Here is a 16,799-nt window from a genome sequence, read left to right as displayed (position 1 = left end):
TTGTGCGGCGTCCCGGTCGCGGCGGGTTCCGGCCATGTCCCGGTCGGGGTGCGCCGACCCAGGGACCGTAGGAACCACGCCGTGACCTCGCCACCCGAGCCATGAAGATCGTGACCAAAGGGTGATCGAACCTGTACACAGCGACACAAGGTCACTACCAGTGATCAACTTGGCGCTGTCAGGTGACGCGCTCAGGTCACCGGTGCGGTCCAGCGCTGGGCCCCGGTCGCCGGCCCGGTACGCAACGGGCCCGGACCGATCCCGGTCGCCGCGTCCGAGGTCGGCGTGCTCACCACCAGGGTGACCGGCTGGAACAGCGGCAGCGCCGGCACCTGGGCCCACAGCACCCGCTCGACGGTCGCGGCCAACTGCGGGTTCGCGGGGCCGGTGAGCAAGCTGTCGAGCAACGGCTGCAGTGCGGGGAAGCAGAACCCGGTCGGTGTCGGCGGCGGGTCCGCGACCGCGGCGGTGGCGCGCGGACAGCCGAAGTCCGAGGACAGCTCGGTGCCCAGGTCGCCACCCACGGTCCGGGGCTGGACCAGCACATCGACCCGCACGCCCCCCGCCCCCGGCACGGGCGAGGCGGTCGACGCCGACGTCGGCGTGGGGCTCGACGCCGGGCTCGGCGTCGGACCCGGGGCGTTCACGGACGGGGTCGGTTCCGGGCCCGCCGCCCGGGCAGGCGCCGTCGGCGTCGGCGTCGGGGAAGCGGTGGTCGACGGCGGTGTCGGCGTGACGCTCGACTGGCCGAACAACTCCGCGGCCGGCGGGGCGACCAGCGAGGTCCGCACACCCGCCGCCTCCAGCTGCGCCGCCACCAGCTCGGCGACGCGCAGGTCGTCGGACCGTTCGGCGGCCGCCCCGATGACCAACCGCAGCGGCTGACCGTTCCGGACCCAGCCGCCGTCCGCGGAGCGGGTGTAACCCACCGACGTGAGCAACTGCTCCGCGGTGGCCGGATCGGGCCGGGCGGGGGCACCCGGCGGCGCGGACGGGGCATAGCCCGGCTGCGAGGGGGCGAGCCCGAAGGCGTCGGCCGGCAGCGCGTCCGGCGCCACGGCGGCCCGCACCGCCTCCCGGTCGACCATCGCACCGATCGCCTGCCGCACCCGGGGATCCGCGAGCGGCCCGGCGTCGCCGCGCAGCCCGAGCTCGGTCACGGTCGGCTGGGGAGCGTTCTGGGTGCGCACCGCCGGCACGATCCCGGCCACCGCCTGCCGGACGGCCGGGTCGGCCGCCGGCAGCGCCACGTGCACGTCGCCGACCCGCAGCCCCTCCGCGAGGGTGTTCGGGTCGAGGCGGCGCAGCAGGATCTGATCGAGCGTGGCCGGGGTGTCCCAGTAGAGGTCGTTGCGGGCGAGCACGACCTCACCGCGCGCCCGGTCCACCGACGCGACCCGGAACGGACCGCCGGACACGGGCAGCCCGTTGGCCAGGGCCCCGGTCCATGAGCCGGGGGCATCCTTCAGGATCGACGCCGGCAGCAGTTGGGAGAACAGCTGCTGCCACTGTGGGTAGGGCTCGGAGAACACGACGTCGACGGCCTTGCCCCCGGCCCGGGACCGGACGTCGGTGATCAGGCGGTAACCGGCGGCGTCGGCCACGCCCGGCTGGCTGCGCATCTGCTCGACGAGGTAGACGAAGTCCTCCGCGGCGATCGGCGCGTTCGAGGACCAGGACGCCGTGACGTTGAGTTCGTAGCTCACCGTGAACGGCGCCGTCGAGACCACCTCGGCGCTGGTCGCGATCGTCCGGTCCAGCCGCAGTGTGCCCGTCGCGTCGGGCCGGAACACCGATGGCAGCACGAGGGCGGCCACCGCGGTGGTGACGGGCGACTGGTGCGCCAGCAGGTGCGGGTTGAACCCGGCGCCGAGCGCGTCGACCCCGACGACGATCCGGGTCGGCTCGGTCCGCGGCGCGGGTGCGGGCGCCGGTGCCGGCTGCGGCGGAGGCTGCGCGGTGCACCCGGCGAGCGCGGCCAGGACCGCGACCAGCAGCATCGCGAGTGCGGTACGGGGGGTCGAGCCGATCCGTGTCACCCTCGTCCTCCCACCGGTCCTCGTTCCCCTCCTCGCGGCGGTCCGGGACCCGCGCGGCGGCCATCGTCGCACCGCGCGGGCCGACCCGCCGACCCCGTACCGGGGTCGGCGGGTCGACCGGGGTCAGCGCGCCGACTTCGCCCGCGCCCGGCTCCGGGCCCGGGTGTGCGAGTCCAGCTCGACCTTCCGGATACGGACCGACTCCGGCGTCACCTCGACACACTCGTCGGGGGCGCAGAACTCCAGCGCCTGCTCGAGGTTCAGCACCGTCGGCGGGGTCAGCTTCACCAACTCGTCGCCCGTGGACGAGCGCATGTTGGTGAGCTTCTTCTCCTTCGTGATGTTGACCTCGAGGTCCTCGGCGCGGGTGTACTCGCCGATCACCATGCCGTTGTAGACCTTGGTGCCGGGGCCGACGAACAGCACGCCGCGGTCGGCGAGCTGGTCCACGGCATAGCCGGTGACGGGGCCGTCGCGGTCGGCGATCAGCGACCCGCGCAGGCGGGTGCGCAGCTCCCCGACCCAGGGGCCGTAGCCGTCGAAGACGTGGCTGGCGATGCCGGCGCCGCGGGTGATCGTCAGGAACTCGGTGCGGAAGCCGATCAGGCCGCGGCTCGGGACGCGGAAGTCCATCCGGACCCGGTTGTCACCGTGGATCATCTGGCCCATCTCGCCCTTGCGGGCCGCCAGCAGCTGGGTGACGGCACCGAGATGCTCGGTGGGGACGTCGACGGAGAGCTGCTCGAACGGCTCGTGCAGCTTGCCGTCGATCGTGCGGGTCACGACCTCGGGCTTGCCGACCGTCAGCTCGAAGCCCTCCCGGCGCATGGTCTCGACGAGGATCGCGAGCGCCAGCTCACCACGGCCCTGCACCTCCCACGCGTCGGGGCGCTCGGTGGGCAGCACCCTGATGCTCACGTTGCCGACGAGCTCGGAGTCGAGCCGGTTCTTGACCAGCCGGGCGGTCAGCTTGGTGCCGGGATGGGTGTCCTTGCCCGCCAGCGGCGAGGTGTTGGTACCGATGGTCATCGAGATCGCCGGCTCGTCGACCGCGATCCGCGGCAGCGGGTTCGGGTGCTCCGGATCGGCCAGGGTGTCGCCGATCGTGACGTCGGCGATGCCGGCCACCGCGACCAGGTCGCCCGCCGACGCCGAGTCGGCCGGGACGCGGGTCAGCGCCTCGGTACGCAGCAGCTCGGTGATCTTCACCCGGGTGACGGTGCCGTCCTCCTGGCACCACGCGACCTGCTGGCCGCGGCGGATCGTGCCGGCGCGGACGCGGCACAGCGCGATGCGGCCGAGGAAGGTCGTCGCGTCGAGGTTGGTGACGTGCGCCTGCAGCGGGGCGTCCGGGTCGTCCGCGGGCGGCGGCACGGTGGCGATGAGCGTGTCGAACAGCGCCTCGAGGTCGGGCGCGTCGGGCAGCTCACCGTCGGCGGGCCGGGTCCGGGAGGCACGCCCGGCACGGCCGGAGGCGTAGACCACGGGCAGGTCGAGCAGGTGCGCGGTGGTGGCCTCGTCGAGCTCGAGCTCGTCGGCCAGCTCGAGCAGCAGCTCGAGGCTCTCGTCGACGACCTCGGCGCACCGCGCATCGGAGCGGTCGGTCTTGTTCACGACGAGGACGACCGGCAGCCCGGCCGCCAGGGTCTTGCGCAGGACGAAGCGGGTCTGGGGCAGCGGGCCCTCGCTGGCGTCGACGAGCAGCACGACCCCGTCCACCATGGACAGGCCGCGCTCGACCTCGCCGCCGAAGTCGGCGTGGCCGGGGGTGTCGACGACGTTGACCGTCAGCCCGTGCCAGTTGATGGCGGTGTGCTTGGCGAGGATCGTGATGCCCTTCTCGCGCTCCAGGTCTCCGGAGTCGAGAACGCGGTCGACGGGCTCGGCGCGCTCGCCGAAGGCACCGGAGGCGCGGAGCATGGCGTCCACCAGGGTCGTCTTGCCGTGGTCGACGTGGGCCACGATCGCGACGTTGCGCAGCTCGCCGCGCGAATCGGGGAAGCCGCGGGTAGCGGTGTCGGTGCCCGAATCAGGGGTCACGGCGGAAGTGGCGATCGGGTCCGCCGAGTGGGCGGCCTCGAGGGTGGATCCAGCTGTGCTCACAGTTAACGGTAGCCCGTTGAACCCCTGGATCATTCCCACTCGTGAGCCTAGGCTCACCTCATCATGGGCAAGGTCAAGAAGAAGTGCTGCCGTTCGAAGCCGAAACGGTGCTCGAACTGCCCTGTGGTCGCACAACGGCTGAGCAAGATTGCCGACCGGGGGCTGAGCGGCAAGGAGCTCTCGCGGGCGGTCAAAGAGGCGCGCAAGTACTGAGCCCGGCCCCGGCCCCGCGGTCGGACGATCCCTCTGATGGAGGTCGGCCACAGGCCTGTGATCAGCGGTTGTGCATCCCGATCAGTGCTGTTCGCGGCCCGGCGCACCGGAACGGCGATCACGGGAAGGGCGGCCGCCGGGGCTGCCGAGGTGACCTGCCCGCGTGTCGCCCGGCGGCGGCCCGGCGCCGTGATCGCCGTCCGGGAGCGCACAGCCGCGGTGTTCACCGCCGTCCGTTCACAACGGTCGATCATGGCCGATCGGTGATCGAAGTCACCACGTGACCGTCGCTACGGGGAGGCTCGGCGGTGTAGGGCCCGGGTGCACCCGATCCCGAGTCAGACGGACGCGGCGCAGGCGGTGGCGACCTCGTGCAGGATCTCGGCGAGCACCGTCCTGGGCCGTCCGGTCAGGTCGTGCCAGGTGTAGCGCAGCACCGTCCAGCCTTGCCGGACCAGAGCGTTCTGCCGTCGCCTGTCGCGCCCGGCCCGCTCGGTGTCCATGTGCCAGGCCCACCCGTCGACCTCGATCGCGACCCGTGCCGCCGGGAAGGCGATGTCGATGACGAATCCTCCGGCCTCGTGGCCCGCCCGCCATCCGGTGATGCCCGCCGCCCGCAGTTGCCGCGCGAGCAACCGCTCCGCCACGGACGCCGACCGGTCCGCGGCGGCCACGAGCAGCTTGCCCGCCGTCGCCGAGCCGTGCGCGCCGAGGTTGCGGCAGTAGGCCGCGTACACGGCCGGGAAGCGCACCCACCGCTGCAGGGCACGATCGAGGAACTCACCACCGGTGCCGCCCAGCTCCACGGCAGCCTCCAGCACCGTCAGCGGACGGGCGGTGAGGACGACGCCACGGCGCTCGTCCCGGTCGGCCGGGTCCAGCTCGCGGCGACGTACCGCCACTCCCGGACGCGGGCCTGGACACCGGCGCCGGGACACCGTCACCCCGACGACGAGCGGTGCGCGCTCGGCCATCCCGTGCCACCAGGCGGCGGCCACCCCGGACAGCACGGCTCTCTCCCCGGCCCACAGCACGGCTGCGCGCACCCGGGCCTCATCGGTCAGCCGGTGGCCGGCGGCGAGGTAGACCCGCGGGTGGAGCGGCCGCCAGCGGCGGGTGGCGAGCCGCCGGTCGACCGCGTCACGGGAGAGCCCGGCGCTCTGCGCCTGTGCCCGCGTGATGACCCCGGCCTGGCGGAGGAGGTACGAGTTGACCGACATGCCCGGGTCTGACGGACCGCGGCCCGCCCCGGTTCCCACCCTGGGCCACCTCGTCTCGTGATCATCGGCCGGGAGCCGGCGACCGCGGAATCCGCGGCGTCGGCTTCCGCAACGGTGATCACGAAGGCGTGCGCGGGCACCGATCCGCGCTCGCTTCGGCTCGGTCCGCCCGCCCATCAGCCGACCGCGCGTCCTACAGCCCGCCCCTCTATCCGCCGCCCGGCCCTCAGGTACGGCCGGTCAGCAGCTCGGTCAGATCCGCGAGGACCGCGCGGTCGGCCGCCACCCAGTCGAGATCGGCGAGCTCGTCCGCCCCGACCCACCGCAGCGCGGAGTGCTCCAGCGCCCGCGGCTCCGCGGCACCCGGTGCCGGTTCGGCCCGGTGCACCCGCAGCAGGCCCGGGGCGATCGGCAGATCGGTGCCGAGCCGGCCGATGGCGCGGACGTCCGTCCCCAACTCCTCACGGCACTCCCGCGCCACCGCATCCGGCTCCGACTCCCCCGCCTCCACCCGGCCACCCGGCAGCTCCCACTGCCCCGCCAGCTCCGGCGGGCGCGAGCGCTGGGCGGCCAGTACCCGGCCGTCGCGCACCAGCGCGGTCGCCACCACCACGCTCGCCCCGGCCAGTGCCGCCACCCGTTCGGTGAGAACGCCGGCCCGCGCCGCGAGCAGCCGCCGCACCATGCGGCGCAGCAGCAGCGCGTCGCCGATCCGTCCCAGCGGCCCCCACGGCGCGGTCCACATCAGTTCGTCGACGAGTCGGGTGCCGGTGGCGGTCGGGGTGAGCGTCACCGTGTGCACCAGCTCCCGGGCCGGTCCGCGAGTGAGGACCGAGGTCATCCCGGCCGGTGAGATCGCGGTGATGCGGGTGGTCAGCGGAAGCCGGATGCCGGGCAGCAGCCGGGCGCCCAGCCGGACCTCGTCACCCGGGACCAGCAACCGGGCCGGCGCCGTGAACCGGTGCCCGTCGCGAGCGAGCGCCTCGGCCGCGACCTCGGAGTCCCGCAGCAGACCGGCCACGGTGCGGGGCGGGGCGTCGATCAGGGTGGTGGAGCGCAGCGCGGGCACGACAGGAGATCGTCGCATCGGCGTCCGATGATCCCGGACCGGTGTCTCAGGACCCGGGCCGGGACGGGTGAGCGAGCCGAGCGCATGCCAGGCGCGCAGACGCCACGACTCGCGCACAGGAAGACCCCGACGCACGCCCGGAGCCACCCCGATGTGGCGCACGGGGAGACCGCGACTCACGCTCCCGAAAACCCCGACTCGCGCACCGGGAGACTGCGACTCGCGCTCCTGGAAACCCCGACTCGCGGGGTCAGGAGGGGGCGGGCCAGCGGACTTCGAGGCGGGCGCCGCCATCGGGGGCCGCGCCCGCGACGACCGTCCCGCCGCGACCGCGAACCAGGGCCGACACCAGGGCCAGCCCGAGGCCGGCGCCTCCGCCCCCGACCTCCGGGGCCAGCCTGGTGAACCGGTCGAAGACACGTTCCCGGTCCGCCTCGGGGATGCCGGGACCGTCGTCCTCCACGACGAGTCGCACCCACCGCCCCGCCGGGAGCACGTCGACCCGGATGACGGAGCGGGCGTAGCGGCGCGCGTTGCCCAGCAGGTTGTCCAGCACCAGCCCCACCTCGCCCGCGCTGGCCGCGACCTCGGCCGGGGTGGGGGCGACGAGCTGGACCACGGGCCGGTCGTGATCGTCACCGTCCTGCACGGCCGCCCGGCTGATCGCCGCCCGGGTCGCCCCGACCAGGTCCACGGGCTCGGCCGGCGGGCGTTGTCCCGCATCCGCGCGGGCCAGCGCGAGCAGGTCCGACAGCAACACCGACAGCCGCTGGGCCTCGACCGCCACCTCGCGCAGCGTCTCGTCCGCCAACGCCGGATCCGGGTGCGCGACGGCCACCTCGGCCTGCACGCGGATCGCGGCCACCGGGGACCGCAGCTCGTGCGCGGCGTCGCCGGTGAAGCGCTCCAGCCGGGCCGCTGCCTCGTCGCGCCGGGCGAGCAGCGAGTTGATCTCCTCTGCGAGCGCGTGCAGCTCGTCCCGGGCCGTGGGCACCGGCAACCGCTCCCCCGGCGGCAGCCTGGCCGCGGCCACGCGCATCCGGTCGACCGGGCGCAACGCGGCCCGGGTCGCGGCCCACGCGGCGAGCGCGACGACCGCCGCGCCCAGCAGGGCGGCCAGCAGGAAACCGACCGCGGCCCGGGCGAGCAGCGTCGCCGCACCGACCAGGTCACCGGAGGCCACCACGAGCCGGGGCGTCCCGTCCGGCAGGACGGCGGGCACGGCGAGCCAGCGCCGCGGGTCGCCGTCGCGGAACACGGTGAACGACTCGCCGGCGGCGAGTTCGCGGATCTCCCGTGGGCGCAGGGGCAGCGTTCCGCGGCCGTCGACCGGGGCGCCGGCCGTGTCGACGATGCGGATCGACGGCTGCGGGCCCGACGCGTCCAGTGGGGTGCCGGTCGCGATCCGGTCGGCGGCGATCCGGGCCTGCCCGCGCAGCTCGGCGTCGGCCGCACCGAGCAGCGTCGACTGCAGCAGCCCCGCACCCAGCCGGCTCAGCGCGAGCAGCACCACGAGGGCCACGACCCCGACCACCAGGGTGATCCGGAACCGGAGCGGGCGGGCCGCCCACCACCGACGCAACCGCGCGATCACGGTGACGTCACGCAGAGCCGACCAGGTAGCCGTAGCCGCGCACGGTGCGCAGCACGTTCCCCGCGCCCACCGCCTCGAGCTTGCGCCGCAGGTACCCGACGTAGACCTCGACGACGTTGCGGCTCGCCGCCTGCTCGTCGCCCCAGACCAGCCGCAGCAGCTCGTCCTTGGCCACGGCGGTGTCCGGCCGGCTGGCCAGGGCGTGCAGCAGCGCGAACTCGCGCGGCGAAAGTTCCACCGGACGGCCGTCCCAGGCCACGGTGCGCGCCGCCGGGTCGACGACCAGGGGGCCGAGACGCACCCGCTGCCCGGTCCGGCCGAGCGCCGCGTCGCGGCGGCGGAGCATCGCCTTGAGCTGCGCGACGAGTACGACGAAGGAGAACGGCTTCACCAGGTAGCCGTCGGCGCCGAGATCGAGCCCGTCGGCCTGGTCGATCTCGCCGTCCTTGGCCGAGACCAGCAGGACCGGTGTGTCGACGCCGTCCGCGCGCAGCTGCTCCAGCACCCGGTAGCCGGACAGCCCCGGCAGGATGATGTCGAGCACCACGGCGTCGAAGCTGCCGGTCATCGCGGCCCGCAGCGCCGACGGCCCGTCGCCGAGCGCGACCACCTCCATGCCCTCGGCCGTCAGTCCCCGGGCGAGTGCGGTCCGCACCCCGGGTTCGTCGTCCACCACCAGCACTCGCGCCATCGGCGGCGACGCTACTGGTCGGGACGACCACGCGGTAACGCCGTGACCGCCTGTCACCTCAGACATCTCTCAGCCGCCATGCTTCACGCTGTGTCCATGGCAGCAGGGCGGTCAGCGAAGCGCAGTGGCTGGGTCAGGGCCGGGTTGAGGGTGACGGTCGCCGGCGCCGTCGGGCTGGGGCTGCTCGCGACGCCGGCGGGCGCCGGGGCCGCTCCGGAGCTGCCGCCGGTCTCCCCGGAGGACCTCGTCAGCTCGGTGATCGCGGCCCGGCACGAGCCGTTCGCCGGGACCGTCGAGCTGGACAACGCGCTGGGGCTGCCTCCGTTGCCCCAGCTCCCGCAGGCCGCCGACGGCACGAGCACGGCCCGGGTGTGGTCCGGTGGCGAGCACCAGGGCCGGCTGTCGCTCCCGACGGCGCAGGGCGAGCGCACGATCGTCACCGACGGGACGACGCTGTGGTCCTGGGACTCCGCGGACCGCACCGTGACCCGCAGGCCGATCGGAGAGAGGCAGGAGGCCCGGGCCGCCACCGATCCGACGGCCGCGGCCACCCAGGCCATCGAGATGCTCCGTTCCACCAGCGCGGTGACCGTCGACGGCACGGCCGAGGTGGCCGGGCGCCCGGCTTACGAACTGGTGCTCGCACCGGCGCCGACCGAGCGCACGCTGCTGCGCGAGGTCCGGATCGCGGTCGACGCCGAGAAGCGGATGCCGCTGCGGTTCAGCGTGCTGGCGACCGGCTCGGCGGAACCGGCGCTGCAGGTCGGTTTCACCGACCTCACGTTCGGCGCGCAGGACCCGTCTCTGTTCACCTTCACCCCGCCCCCCGGCGCGACGGTCACGGCGGCCGAGCCGAAATCCACCAGCCCGGCGCCGGGCGCCCCCGCCACGAGCGGCGGCCCGACGGTCGTCGGCGACGGCTGGGACACCGTGGTGATCGCGAAGGCCCCGGCGGAGGGCCGGGAGTCGCCGGACCTGTCGAGCCTGGGCACGCCCGTGAGCGGCAGCTGGGGCAGCGGCCGGCTGATCACCACCGCGGTGGCGACGGCGATCGTCACCGACGACGGCCGGATCGCGGCCGGTGCCGTCCCGGAGCAGGTCCTGACCGAAGCCCTGTCGACGTGACGCCCACCCCCACCGCAGCGGGAGTGACTCGCGCTGCGGCAGGCGCGCCGGCGGACGGGACCGCGGCGCCGGTCGCGGCCCGCGTCCGCGGGCTGCGGAAGGTGTTCGGGCGCACCGTCGCCGTGGACCGGATCGACCTGGACGTGCCCACCGGGGCGGTGCTCGGGATGCTCGGGCCCAACGGCTCGGGCAAGACCACGCTGATCCGGATGCTGCTGGGCCTGACCCGACCGACCGCCGGGACCGCGGAGCTGCTCGGCAGCCCCGTCCCGGACGGCGCCGGCGCGGTGCTGCCGTCGGTGGGCGCGCTGGTCGAGGGCCCGGGTTTCCACCCGTTCCTGTCCGGCCGGGAGAACCTGCGCCGGGCCGGCGCCACCGAACCGCTGCTCACGAGCCGTGACCTCCCGGCCGCGGTGGACGCCGCCCTGGAGCGCGTGGGGCTCGCCGGCGCCGCCGACCGCCGCTACCGCGGGTACTCCCTCGGCATGAAACAGCGGCTCGGGCTGGCGGCTGTGCTGCTCGTCCCGCGCCGGCTCGTCGTCCTCGACGAGCCGACCAACGGGCTGGACCCGGCCGGTACCCGCGACGTCCGGCGCATCATCGCCGAATTGCACGCGGGCGGGGCGACGGTGCTGGTGTCCTCGCACCTGCTGGCCGAGGTGGAGGCGACCTGCACGCACGTCGCGGTGCTGCAGTCGGGTTCGCTGGTCGCCTCCGGCGAGCTGCGGACCCTGCTGGAGGCCGATGCCGGCGGGCTGGTGATCAGCACCCCCGATGTCGAGCGCGCGCTGCCCGTCCTGCGTGCGGCGGGTGCGACGGCGTTCCGCGACGGTGACGCGGTGGTCGTGGCCGACGACGGACCGCCGGCGCCGGAGGTGATCGCGCTGCTGGTGCGCGCCGGCGTCGCGGTGCACGAGGCCCGCCGTCGGCGGGCCCGGCTGGAGGAGCTGTTCGCGCGGCTGACCGAGGAGGCCCGGTGACGACGCAGGCCGATCCGTTGCCCCTTCGGCGCACGTCCGCGCCGCTGGGCCGGCTGCTGGGCGCCGAGCTGCGCTGGGTGCTGCGCCGCCCGCGCACGCTGGTCATGCTCGGCCTGTTCGCGCTGATCCCGGTCCTCATCGCGGTCGGCGTCGTGGTCGCCGACCGGCGTTCCGGCGGCGGGCTGATCGGGGCCGTCGCCGGGAACGGGCTGGTGCTGCCGATCGCGGCGATGTCGCTCGCGCTGACGCTGCTGCTGCCGCTGGCTGTCGCGATGGCCGCAGCCGACGCGATCGCCGGAGAGGCCGCTCACGGCACGATGCGCGGCCTGCTGCTGGCGCCGGTCGGGCGGCTGCGGCTGGTCGGGATGAAGGCGTTCGGGGTGCTGGTCGTCGCCGCACTGGCGACGACGGTGATCGCGCTGGTCGGCGTCCTGGCCGGGCTCGTCGTCGTGGGCGGGGCCGACGGTCGGCTGGTCACCCTGTCCGGGACCACGCTCGGGCTCGGCGAGGCCGTGGGCCGGGTCGCACTGGTGGTCGTGTGGACGGTCGGCCAGCTCGCCGCCGTCGGTGCGATCGCGCTGGCGATCTCGGCGCTCACCGAGCACCCGCTGGTCGTGCTGGCCTCGGTGCTCGGCGGTTTGATCGTCTTCGGGGTGCTCTCCGCGATCCCCGCGCTGGAGTGGCTGCAGCCCTACCTGCTCACGTCGGGCTGGGCGGCCGGCGCCGACGCGCTGCGCGACCCGTTGCCTCTCGACGGGATGGCGGAGAGCTCCCTGCGGGCGCTCTGCTACGTCGCCGTCGGCGGGGGGCTCACGCTGATCCGGATGCTGCGCCGCGACGCCTGAGCCGGGAGGATGCCCGCATGGCTGACCTCCTCGACGACACCGCGATCACCTCCGCGCTGGACGGCCTGCCGGGTTGGGAGCGTGACGGCGACTCCTTCGTCCGGACCGCGGAACTCCCCAGCTTCCCCGCCGCGATCGCGGTGGTGAACAGGGTTGCCGAGATCGCCGAGGAACGCGATCACCATCCCGACATCGACATCCGGTGGCGGACGCTGAGGTTTCGGCTCTCCACGCATTCCGCGGGTGGGCTGACGGAGAAGGACGTCGGCCTGGCCGGGGCCATCTCCGAGCAGCTCGATGCGGCCCAGGGCTGACGGCTGTGCTCAGGAGACGGTGCGCTGAGCCGGGATCGCCCGCTCCACCACGAACCGCTCCTCGTCGGCCGTCACGGGCCGGCCGAGCGCATACCGCTTGCGCCGGGCCTCCTCGGCGGTGAGCGGGCACGTGACCGTCCACGGGCGGGCCACGTCGTCGATCGGCAGGTGACGCACCAGGTCGGCGCGATAGATCTCGGCGGCCAGCCGGGCGATCCGGCTGAGCATCGTGCGGTCGATCCGCCCGGGCAGCGCCGCCGGCGCCAGGATCGCCAGCCCGGGCTCCGGATCGAAGCCGATGATCTCGCTGAGCGCGGCGAGCACGTCGTCGCCGGCGGGGCTGGGCCGGAGGCGGCGCAGTCCGAGCCGGTGGCGGGGGGTGTCCGGCAACCCGATGCGGGAGTACATGCGGGTGACGGCCCGGCCGTCGACCGTCCCGTCGGTGGCCAGGAGGATCTCGACCGCGGTCCCGCACAGCGCCAGGCGTCGCAGCAGCCCGCCCGCCTCGGTGAGGAGCTCGACCGGCTCCACGGCGACCGCGACCACCCGCTGCACGTGCTCGAGCACCAGATCCGCGCGGGCACGGACGTCCACGCCCGGCGGCGGCGGGCGCCGGGCGCCGATACCCTGGTCGTCCTCCTGAACTTCGATGCAGCTGGATTCGTCATCGCCACTCATCGCGTTACGGGCGGGCCCCGGCCGCGATCGGGGACACTGTGCGGCAGCCCACCGACGGGAGCTCGTGATGACCGAGACGGACCTGCCCCGGCCTCAGAAACTCGCACGCAAACCCTACGAACGCGAACTACTGCGGCTGCAGGGCGAGCTGGTGCAGATGCAGGAGTGGGTGCGCGGCAGCGGTGCGCGGCTCGTCGTCGTGTTCGAGGGCCGGGACGCGGCGGGCAAGGGCGGGGCCATCAAGCGTGTCGCGGAGTACCTCAACCCGCGGATCTGCCGCATCGTCGCTCTCCCGGCGCCCACCGAGCGGCAGCGCACCCAGTGGTACTTCCAGCGCTACGTCGAGCACCTGCCCGCCGCCGGGGAGATCGTGCTGCTCGACCGCAGCTGGTACAACCGCGCCGGCGTCGAGCGTGTCATGGGCTTCTGCACGCCCCAGGAGTACAAGCGGTTCCTGCGGCAGTGCCCGATCTTCGAGGAGCTGCTCATCGAGGACGGCATCGAGCTGCGCAAGTACTGGTTCTCCGTCAGTGACGCCGAGCAGGAACGGCGCTTCCGCGACCGGATGTCCGACCCGATGAAGCAGTGGAAGCTCTCGCCGATGGACCTGGAGTCGATCAGCCGGTGGGAGGACTACTCCCGGGCCAAGGACGAGATGTTCGTGCACACCGACACCCGCGCCTCACCGTGGCTGGTGGTCGAGGCCGAGGACAAGCGCCGCGCCCGGATCAACATGATCGCCCACCTGCTGGCGAGCGTGCCGTGGCAGCCGTCTCCCGGCCTCGAGCTGACGATCCCCAAGCGACCGTCGGGGCAGGGCTACCGGCGGCCGCCGCGGGAGATGTTCACCGCGGTCCCCGACCATGCGGCGACGCTGACCTGACCCGCGCGGGGACACCGGGCAGCACGGTCGGCCGCCCCGCAGGTCAGAACCGGCGGTTCGCCAGCACCCCGGTCCGCTCCCGGGCCGTGCCGGCCCGATCCAGGTCCAGGTCGGCGACCAGCAGCCCGGGCTCCGCACCGAGTTGCGCGACGACCGCGCCGAACGGGTCGGCGACGAGGCTGGCCCCGATCCCGGTGGGCGCCTTGCCCGCCTCGCCACCGACCGTCGTCGGGTCCGCCTGGTCGCAGGCGACGACGAACGCGCCCGCGTCGAGGGCCCGGGCCCGCACCAGGACGTCCCACTGGTCCCGCTTCCCCGGGCCCGCCCCCCACGACGCGGGCAGCACGATCACCGACGCCCCGCGCCCGGCCAGCTCCTGGAACAGCCCGGGGAAGCGCACGTCGTAGCAGGTCGCGAGGCCGATCGTCGCGCCGGCGATGTCCACGGTGACCGGCTCGGCGCCCGGCGCCACCGTGTCGGACTCGGCGAACCCGAAGGCATCGAACAGGTGGATCTTGTCGTAGGAGGTCTCCACGCCCCCGCCGGTGACGAGCAAGGTGTTGCGCACCCGCCCGTCGTCCGCCGGGGTGAACATCCCGGCGATCACGGTGATCCCGGCGTCCGCCGCGAGGGCACGGACCCGCGTCGCCCACGGCCCGTCCAGCGGCTCGGCCACGGGACCGAGCGGGACGCCGAAGCGGCACATCGCCGCCTCGGGGAACACCACGAGCCGGGCCCCCGCCTCCGCGGCCTGGCGGACGTACTGGTCGATCAGCTTGAGGTTGTCCTCGGAGTCGGTCGACGAGACGACCTGGGCGAGCGCGATCCGCATGCGACCGATCCTCCCCGACGCGGCCCGCTCGGGCGAACCGCTAGAGTCAGGTCCGTGCAGCGCCAGTACTGGTTTGGACGCCCGGCCCCGGATGGGCCGGCAGGCGTCACGCTGCGCTGACCTCCCATCCCCGAGCCGGACACCAAGCCGGCTCGACGGGATCGACGGGGCGGCTTGCCGGAAAGGAAGCCCCCCACATGCCTCGCACGATCGCCCCGCCGCTGGACGACCACCGGACCACGCGGATCAGCCCGTTGCTCTCCCCCGCCCTGCTGCGCCACGAGCTGCCGGTCGACGACGCCGTCGCGGACACGGTCACGCGCGCCCGCGCGGGGATCGTCGACATCCTCGACGGTCGCGACGACCGGCTGATCGTCGTCGTCGGCCCGTGTTCGATCCACGACCCCGACGCGGCCCTCGACTACGCCCACCGGCTGGCCGGGCACGCCGCGCGCGTGCAGGACGAGGTGCTGGTGGTGATGCGCGCCTACTTCGAGAAGCCGCGCTCCACCGTCGGCTGGAAGGGCCTGATCAACGACCCGGGCCTCGACGACACCTTCGACGTCAACCGCGGGCTGCGCCTGGCCCGCAAGCTGCTGCTGGACGTCTCCGCGCTGGGGCTGCCGGTCGGCTGCGAGTTCCTCGACCCCATCACCCCGCAGTTCATCGCCGACACCGTGAGCTGGGGCTCGATCGGCGCCCGGACCGCGGCCAGCCAGGTGCACCGCCAGCTGTGCAGCGGGCTGTCCATGCCGGTCGGGATCAAGAACTCGACCGACGGTGACGTCCAGGTCGCGGTCGACGGCGTGCGGGCGGCCGCGGCGAGCCACGTCTTCATGGGCATCAACGCCGACGGGCTCGCCGCCCTGATCACCACCTCCGGCAACCCGGACTGCCACGTCATCCTGCGGGGTGGTTCGGCGGGCCCGAACCACGACGCGGCGACCGTCGCGGGGACGCTCGACCGGCTCCGGCAGGCCGGGTTGCCGGAGCGCGTGATCGTCGACGCGAGCCACGGCAACAGCGGCAAGGACCACGTGCGGCAGGCCGGCGTCGTCCGCGACGTCGCCGCCCGCATCGCGGCCGGTGAGCGCGGCGTGACCGGCGTGATGATGGAGAGCTTCCTGGTGGCCGGCCGTCAGGACCTCACCGGCGGGGCGGAGCTCACCTACGGGCAGAGCATCACCGACGCGTGCATGGACTGGGACACCACCGCGGCCCTGCTCGACGAGCTCGCAGCGGCGGTGCGAACCCGGCGCTGAGAACCGGCCTCACCCGACAGCGCGCTATGCCGCCGCGGGGACGGCGCGGCTCGACGTCGTGGTGGTCGGCGGTGATCGTCGACGACCGCGATGTCGAGCCGAGCGTCGCGTCCTGCGGGTGCTGCTGCGACGTCGTAGCGTCGGGCGGCATGGCCGAGTCACACCTGCGGGTCTTCGTCGACGACGGCCCCCGTGGTGGCGAGTGGGTGACCATCGAGCCCGGGCCCGGCGGAGCCCCACCGCCCCGGATCCAGCTGCTCGACCCCGTGAGCGCCGAGGTCGTCGACGACGAGATCGCGACGCCGCTCCCGCAGACGGAGCGGACGTCCTCCACCTACGAGCTCTCGGACGTCCGGCAGCCGGAGGGGGGCGCCGTCTACCGGTTCGCGGGCCCGGGCGAGGAGCGCATCGGGCGCTCGTGACCACCGGTACGGCGGCGCTCGAGCACCGGTTCGCCGCTGCCCGGGCGGACGTCGGGCGAGGACCCGGTGATGGCGGAAACACCTGATCGTGAGGCAACACCACGACCCCTTGACCGATACACAGGTGTGGACGTCATCACGGGGATCGCGCTCGTCGCCGGTACGTGGATCGCGGCATCGGTCTTCGCGGCCGTGCTGGTCGGCCGGATCCTCGGTCGGAGCCCGGCACGCCGGCAACCGGCCTACCACGAGCTCCCCGGCGCAGAGCGCACCGTCGAGCTGCCGAGACCGCGCGCCGTTCCGCAGGCGGAGCAGTTGCAACAGCGCAACGCGTAGAGCGGGGCCGGCCGCCCAGGTCCTCGGCCAGTTCATGCGTCGCGCCCCGGGTGCTCCGGCTCGAAGGCGGCGACAAACTGATCGGACTCCCGGGCTTCCTGCGACGGGAACTCCAGGAGCACGAGCCGGGCCGGGTCCCGGTCTCCTTCGTAGATCTTGTGCGCGCCCCCACGCACGAGGTAGCGGCCTCCCG

At 74.3% G+C, this 16,799-nt stretch carries 17 protein-coding genes and 1 pseudogene; 9 read left to right on the top strand and 9 right to left on the bottom strand.

The features are described from left to right. Positions 1-191 precede the first annotated feature (191 nt). Both HF519_RS08265 and typA read right to left on the bottom strand, forming a co-directional pair. Complete coding sequence (locus HF519_RS08265) at positions 192-2,039, bottom strand: ABC transporter family substrate-binding protein (protein ID WP_312859976.1); 1,848 nt, start codon at positions 2,037-2,039, stop codon at positions 192-194. Between the two features lie 123 nt (positions 2,040-2,162). After that, positions 2,163-4,079 (bottom strand): translational GTPase TypA, encoded by a 1,917-nt coding sequence (gene typA, locus HF519_RS08260; protein WP_312859975.1) that lies wholly within the window; start codon positions 4,077-4,079, stop codon positions 2,163-2,165. A gap of 126 nt (positions 4,080-4,205) precedes the next feature. On the opposite strand from typA, the gene HF519_RS08255 reads away from it, so the two are divergent. Then, positions 4,206-4,355, top strand: a complete 150-nt coding sequence (locus tag HF519_RS08255) for a hypothetical protein (RefSeq protein WP_169411820.1) — start codon at positions 4,206-4,208, stop codon at positions 4,353-4,355. A gap of 338 nt (positions 4,356-4,693) precedes the next feature. Here HF519_RS08255 and HF519_RS08250 read toward each other — a convergent pair whose 3' ends face one another. The 4 genes from HF519_RS08250 to HF519_RS08235 form a co-directional block, all read right to left on the bottom strand. After that, positions 4,694-5,575, bottom strand: coding sequence for a PDDEXK-like endonuclease domain-containing protein (locus HF519_RS08250; RefSeq protein ID WP_169411818.1), 882 nt, complete (start codon positions 5,573-5,575; stop codon positions 4,694-4,696). A gap of 226 nt (positions 5,576-5,801) precedes the next feature. Further along, positions 5,802-6,644 carry an NUDIX domain-containing protein gene (locus HF519_RS32750; protein ID WP_312859974.1) on the bottom strand — a complete coding sequence of 281 codons (843 nt, stop codon included), beginning with the start codon at positions 6,642-6,644 and terminating at the stop codon, positions 5,802-5,804. A gap of 250 nt (positions 6,645-6,894) precedes the next feature. Beyond that, positions 6,895-8,235, bottom strand: coding sequence for a sensor histidine kinase (locus HF519_RS08240; RefSeq protein ID WP_169411851.1), 1,341 nt, complete (start codon positions 8,233-8,235; stop codon positions 6,895-6,897). A gap of 10 nt (positions 8,236-8,245) precedes the next feature. Continuing rightward, positions 8,246-8,929 carry a response regulator transcription factor gene (locus HF519_RS08235; protein ID WP_169411814.1) on the bottom strand — a complete coding sequence of 228 codons (684 nt, stop codon included), beginning with the start codon at positions 8,927-8,929 and terminating at the stop codon, positions 8,246-8,248. A gap of 96 nt (positions 8,930-9,025) precedes the next feature. On the opposite strand from HF519_RS08235, the gene HF519_RS08230 reads away from it, so the two are divergent. From HF519_RS08230 to HF519_RS08215, 4 genes are read left to right on the top strand one after another with little or no spacing between them, the layout of a single operon-like run. Then, complete coding sequence (locus HF519_RS08230; protein ID WP_211169714.1) at positions 9,026-10,054, top strand: LolA family protein; 1,029 nt, start codon at positions 9,026-9,028, stop codon at positions 10,052-10,054. Between the two features lie 23 nt (positions 10,055-10,077). Beyond that, positions 10,078-11,034 carry an ABC transporter ATP-binding protein gene (locus HF519_RS08225; RefSeq protein ID WP_312859973.1) on the top strand — a complete coding sequence of 319 codons (957 nt, stop codon included), beginning with the start codon at positions 10,078-10,080 and terminating at the stop codon, positions 11,032-11,034. Continuing rightward, positions 11,031-11,879: an ABC transporter permease subunit gene (locus tag HF519_RS08220; protein ID WP_169411811.1), complete on the top strand. Its 849-nt coding sequence runs from the start codon at positions 11,031-11,033 to the stop codon at positions 11,877-11,879. Before HF519_RS08225 ends, HF519_RS08220 begins: the two co-directional genes overlap by 4 nt. A gap of 17 nt (positions 11,880-11,896) precedes the next feature. Beyond that, positions 11,897-12,193, top strand: coding sequence for a 4a-hydroxytetrahydrobiopterin dehydratase (locus HF519_RS08215; protein ID WP_169411809.1), 297 nt, complete (start codon positions 11,897-11,899; stop codon positions 12,191-12,193). Between the two features lie 9 nt (positions 12,194-12,202). On the opposite strand, the gene HF519_RS08210 is transcribed toward HF519_RS08215, so the two are convergent. Next, positions 12,203-12,871, bottom strand: coding sequence for a hypothetical protein (locus tag HF519_RS08210; protein WP_169411806.1), 669 nt, complete (start codon positions 12,869-12,871; stop codon positions 12,203-12,205). A 67-nt stretch (positions 12,872-12,938) separates the two neighbouring features. On the opposite strand from HF519_RS08210, the gene ppk2 reads away from it, so the two are divergent. Then, entirely contained in the window at positions 12,939-13,754 is an 816-nt protein-coding gene (gene ppk2 / locus HF519_RS08205) for a polyphosphate kinase 2 (RefSeq protein ID WP_169411801.1), read from the top strand. A 43-nt stretch (positions 13,755-13,797) separates the two neighbouring features. On the opposite strand, the gene HF519_RS08200 is transcribed toward ppk2, so the two are convergent. Continuing rightward, on the bottom strand, positions 13,798-14,586 hold the full coding sequence (locus HF519_RS08200) for a carbon-nitrogen hydrolase family protein (RefSeq protein ID WP_169411790.1): 789 nt from the start codon (positions 14,584-14,586) through the stop codon (positions 13,798-13,800). Between the two features lie 197 nt (positions 14,587-14,783). On the opposite strand from HF519_RS08200, the gene HF519_RS08195 reads away from it, so the two are divergent. The 3 genes from HF519_RS08195 to HF519_RS08185 all read left to right on the top strand — a co-directional run bounded on the left by HF519_RS08195 (position 14,784) and on the right by HF519_RS08185 (position 16,606). After that, positions 14,784-15,848 carry a 3-deoxy-7-phosphoheptulonate synthase gene (locus tag HF519_RS08195; RefSeq protein ID WP_169411785.1) on the top strand — a complete coding sequence of 355 codons (1,065 nt, stop codon included), beginning with the start codon at positions 14,784-14,786 and terminating at the stop codon, positions 15,846-15,848. Positions 15,849-15,997: 149 nt separating this feature from the next. Further along, positions 15,998-16,270, top strand: coding sequence for a hypothetical protein (locus tag HF519_RS08190; RefSeq protein ID WP_169411780.1), 273 nt, complete (start codon positions 15,998-16,000; stop codon positions 16,268-16,270). A gap of 126 nt (positions 16,271-16,396) precedes the next feature. After that, on the top strand, positions 16,397-16,606 hold the full coding sequence (locus HF519_RS08185; RefSeq protein WP_169411776.1) for a hypothetical protein: 210 nt from the start codon (positions 16,397-16,399) through the stop codon (positions 16,604-16,606). A gap of 32 nt (positions 16,607-16,638) precedes the next feature. Here HF519_RS08185 and HF519_RS33230 read toward each other — a convergent pair. Continuing rightward, positions 16,639-16,788, bottom strand: a pseudogene (locus tag HF519_RS33230) (DUF1330 domain-containing protein); the annotation flags it as partial. Positions 16,789-16,799 lie beyond the last annotated feature (11 nt).

It is taken from the genome of Pseudonocardia bannensis, assembly GCF_012911875.1.
GTDB lineage: Bacteria > Actinomycetota > Actinomycetes > Mycobacteriales > Pseudonocardiaceae > Pseudonocardia > Pseudonocardia bannensis.
The sequence above is the reverse complement of the archived record's forward strand: the minus strand, read 5'-3'. Positions and strand labels throughout refer to the sequence as shown.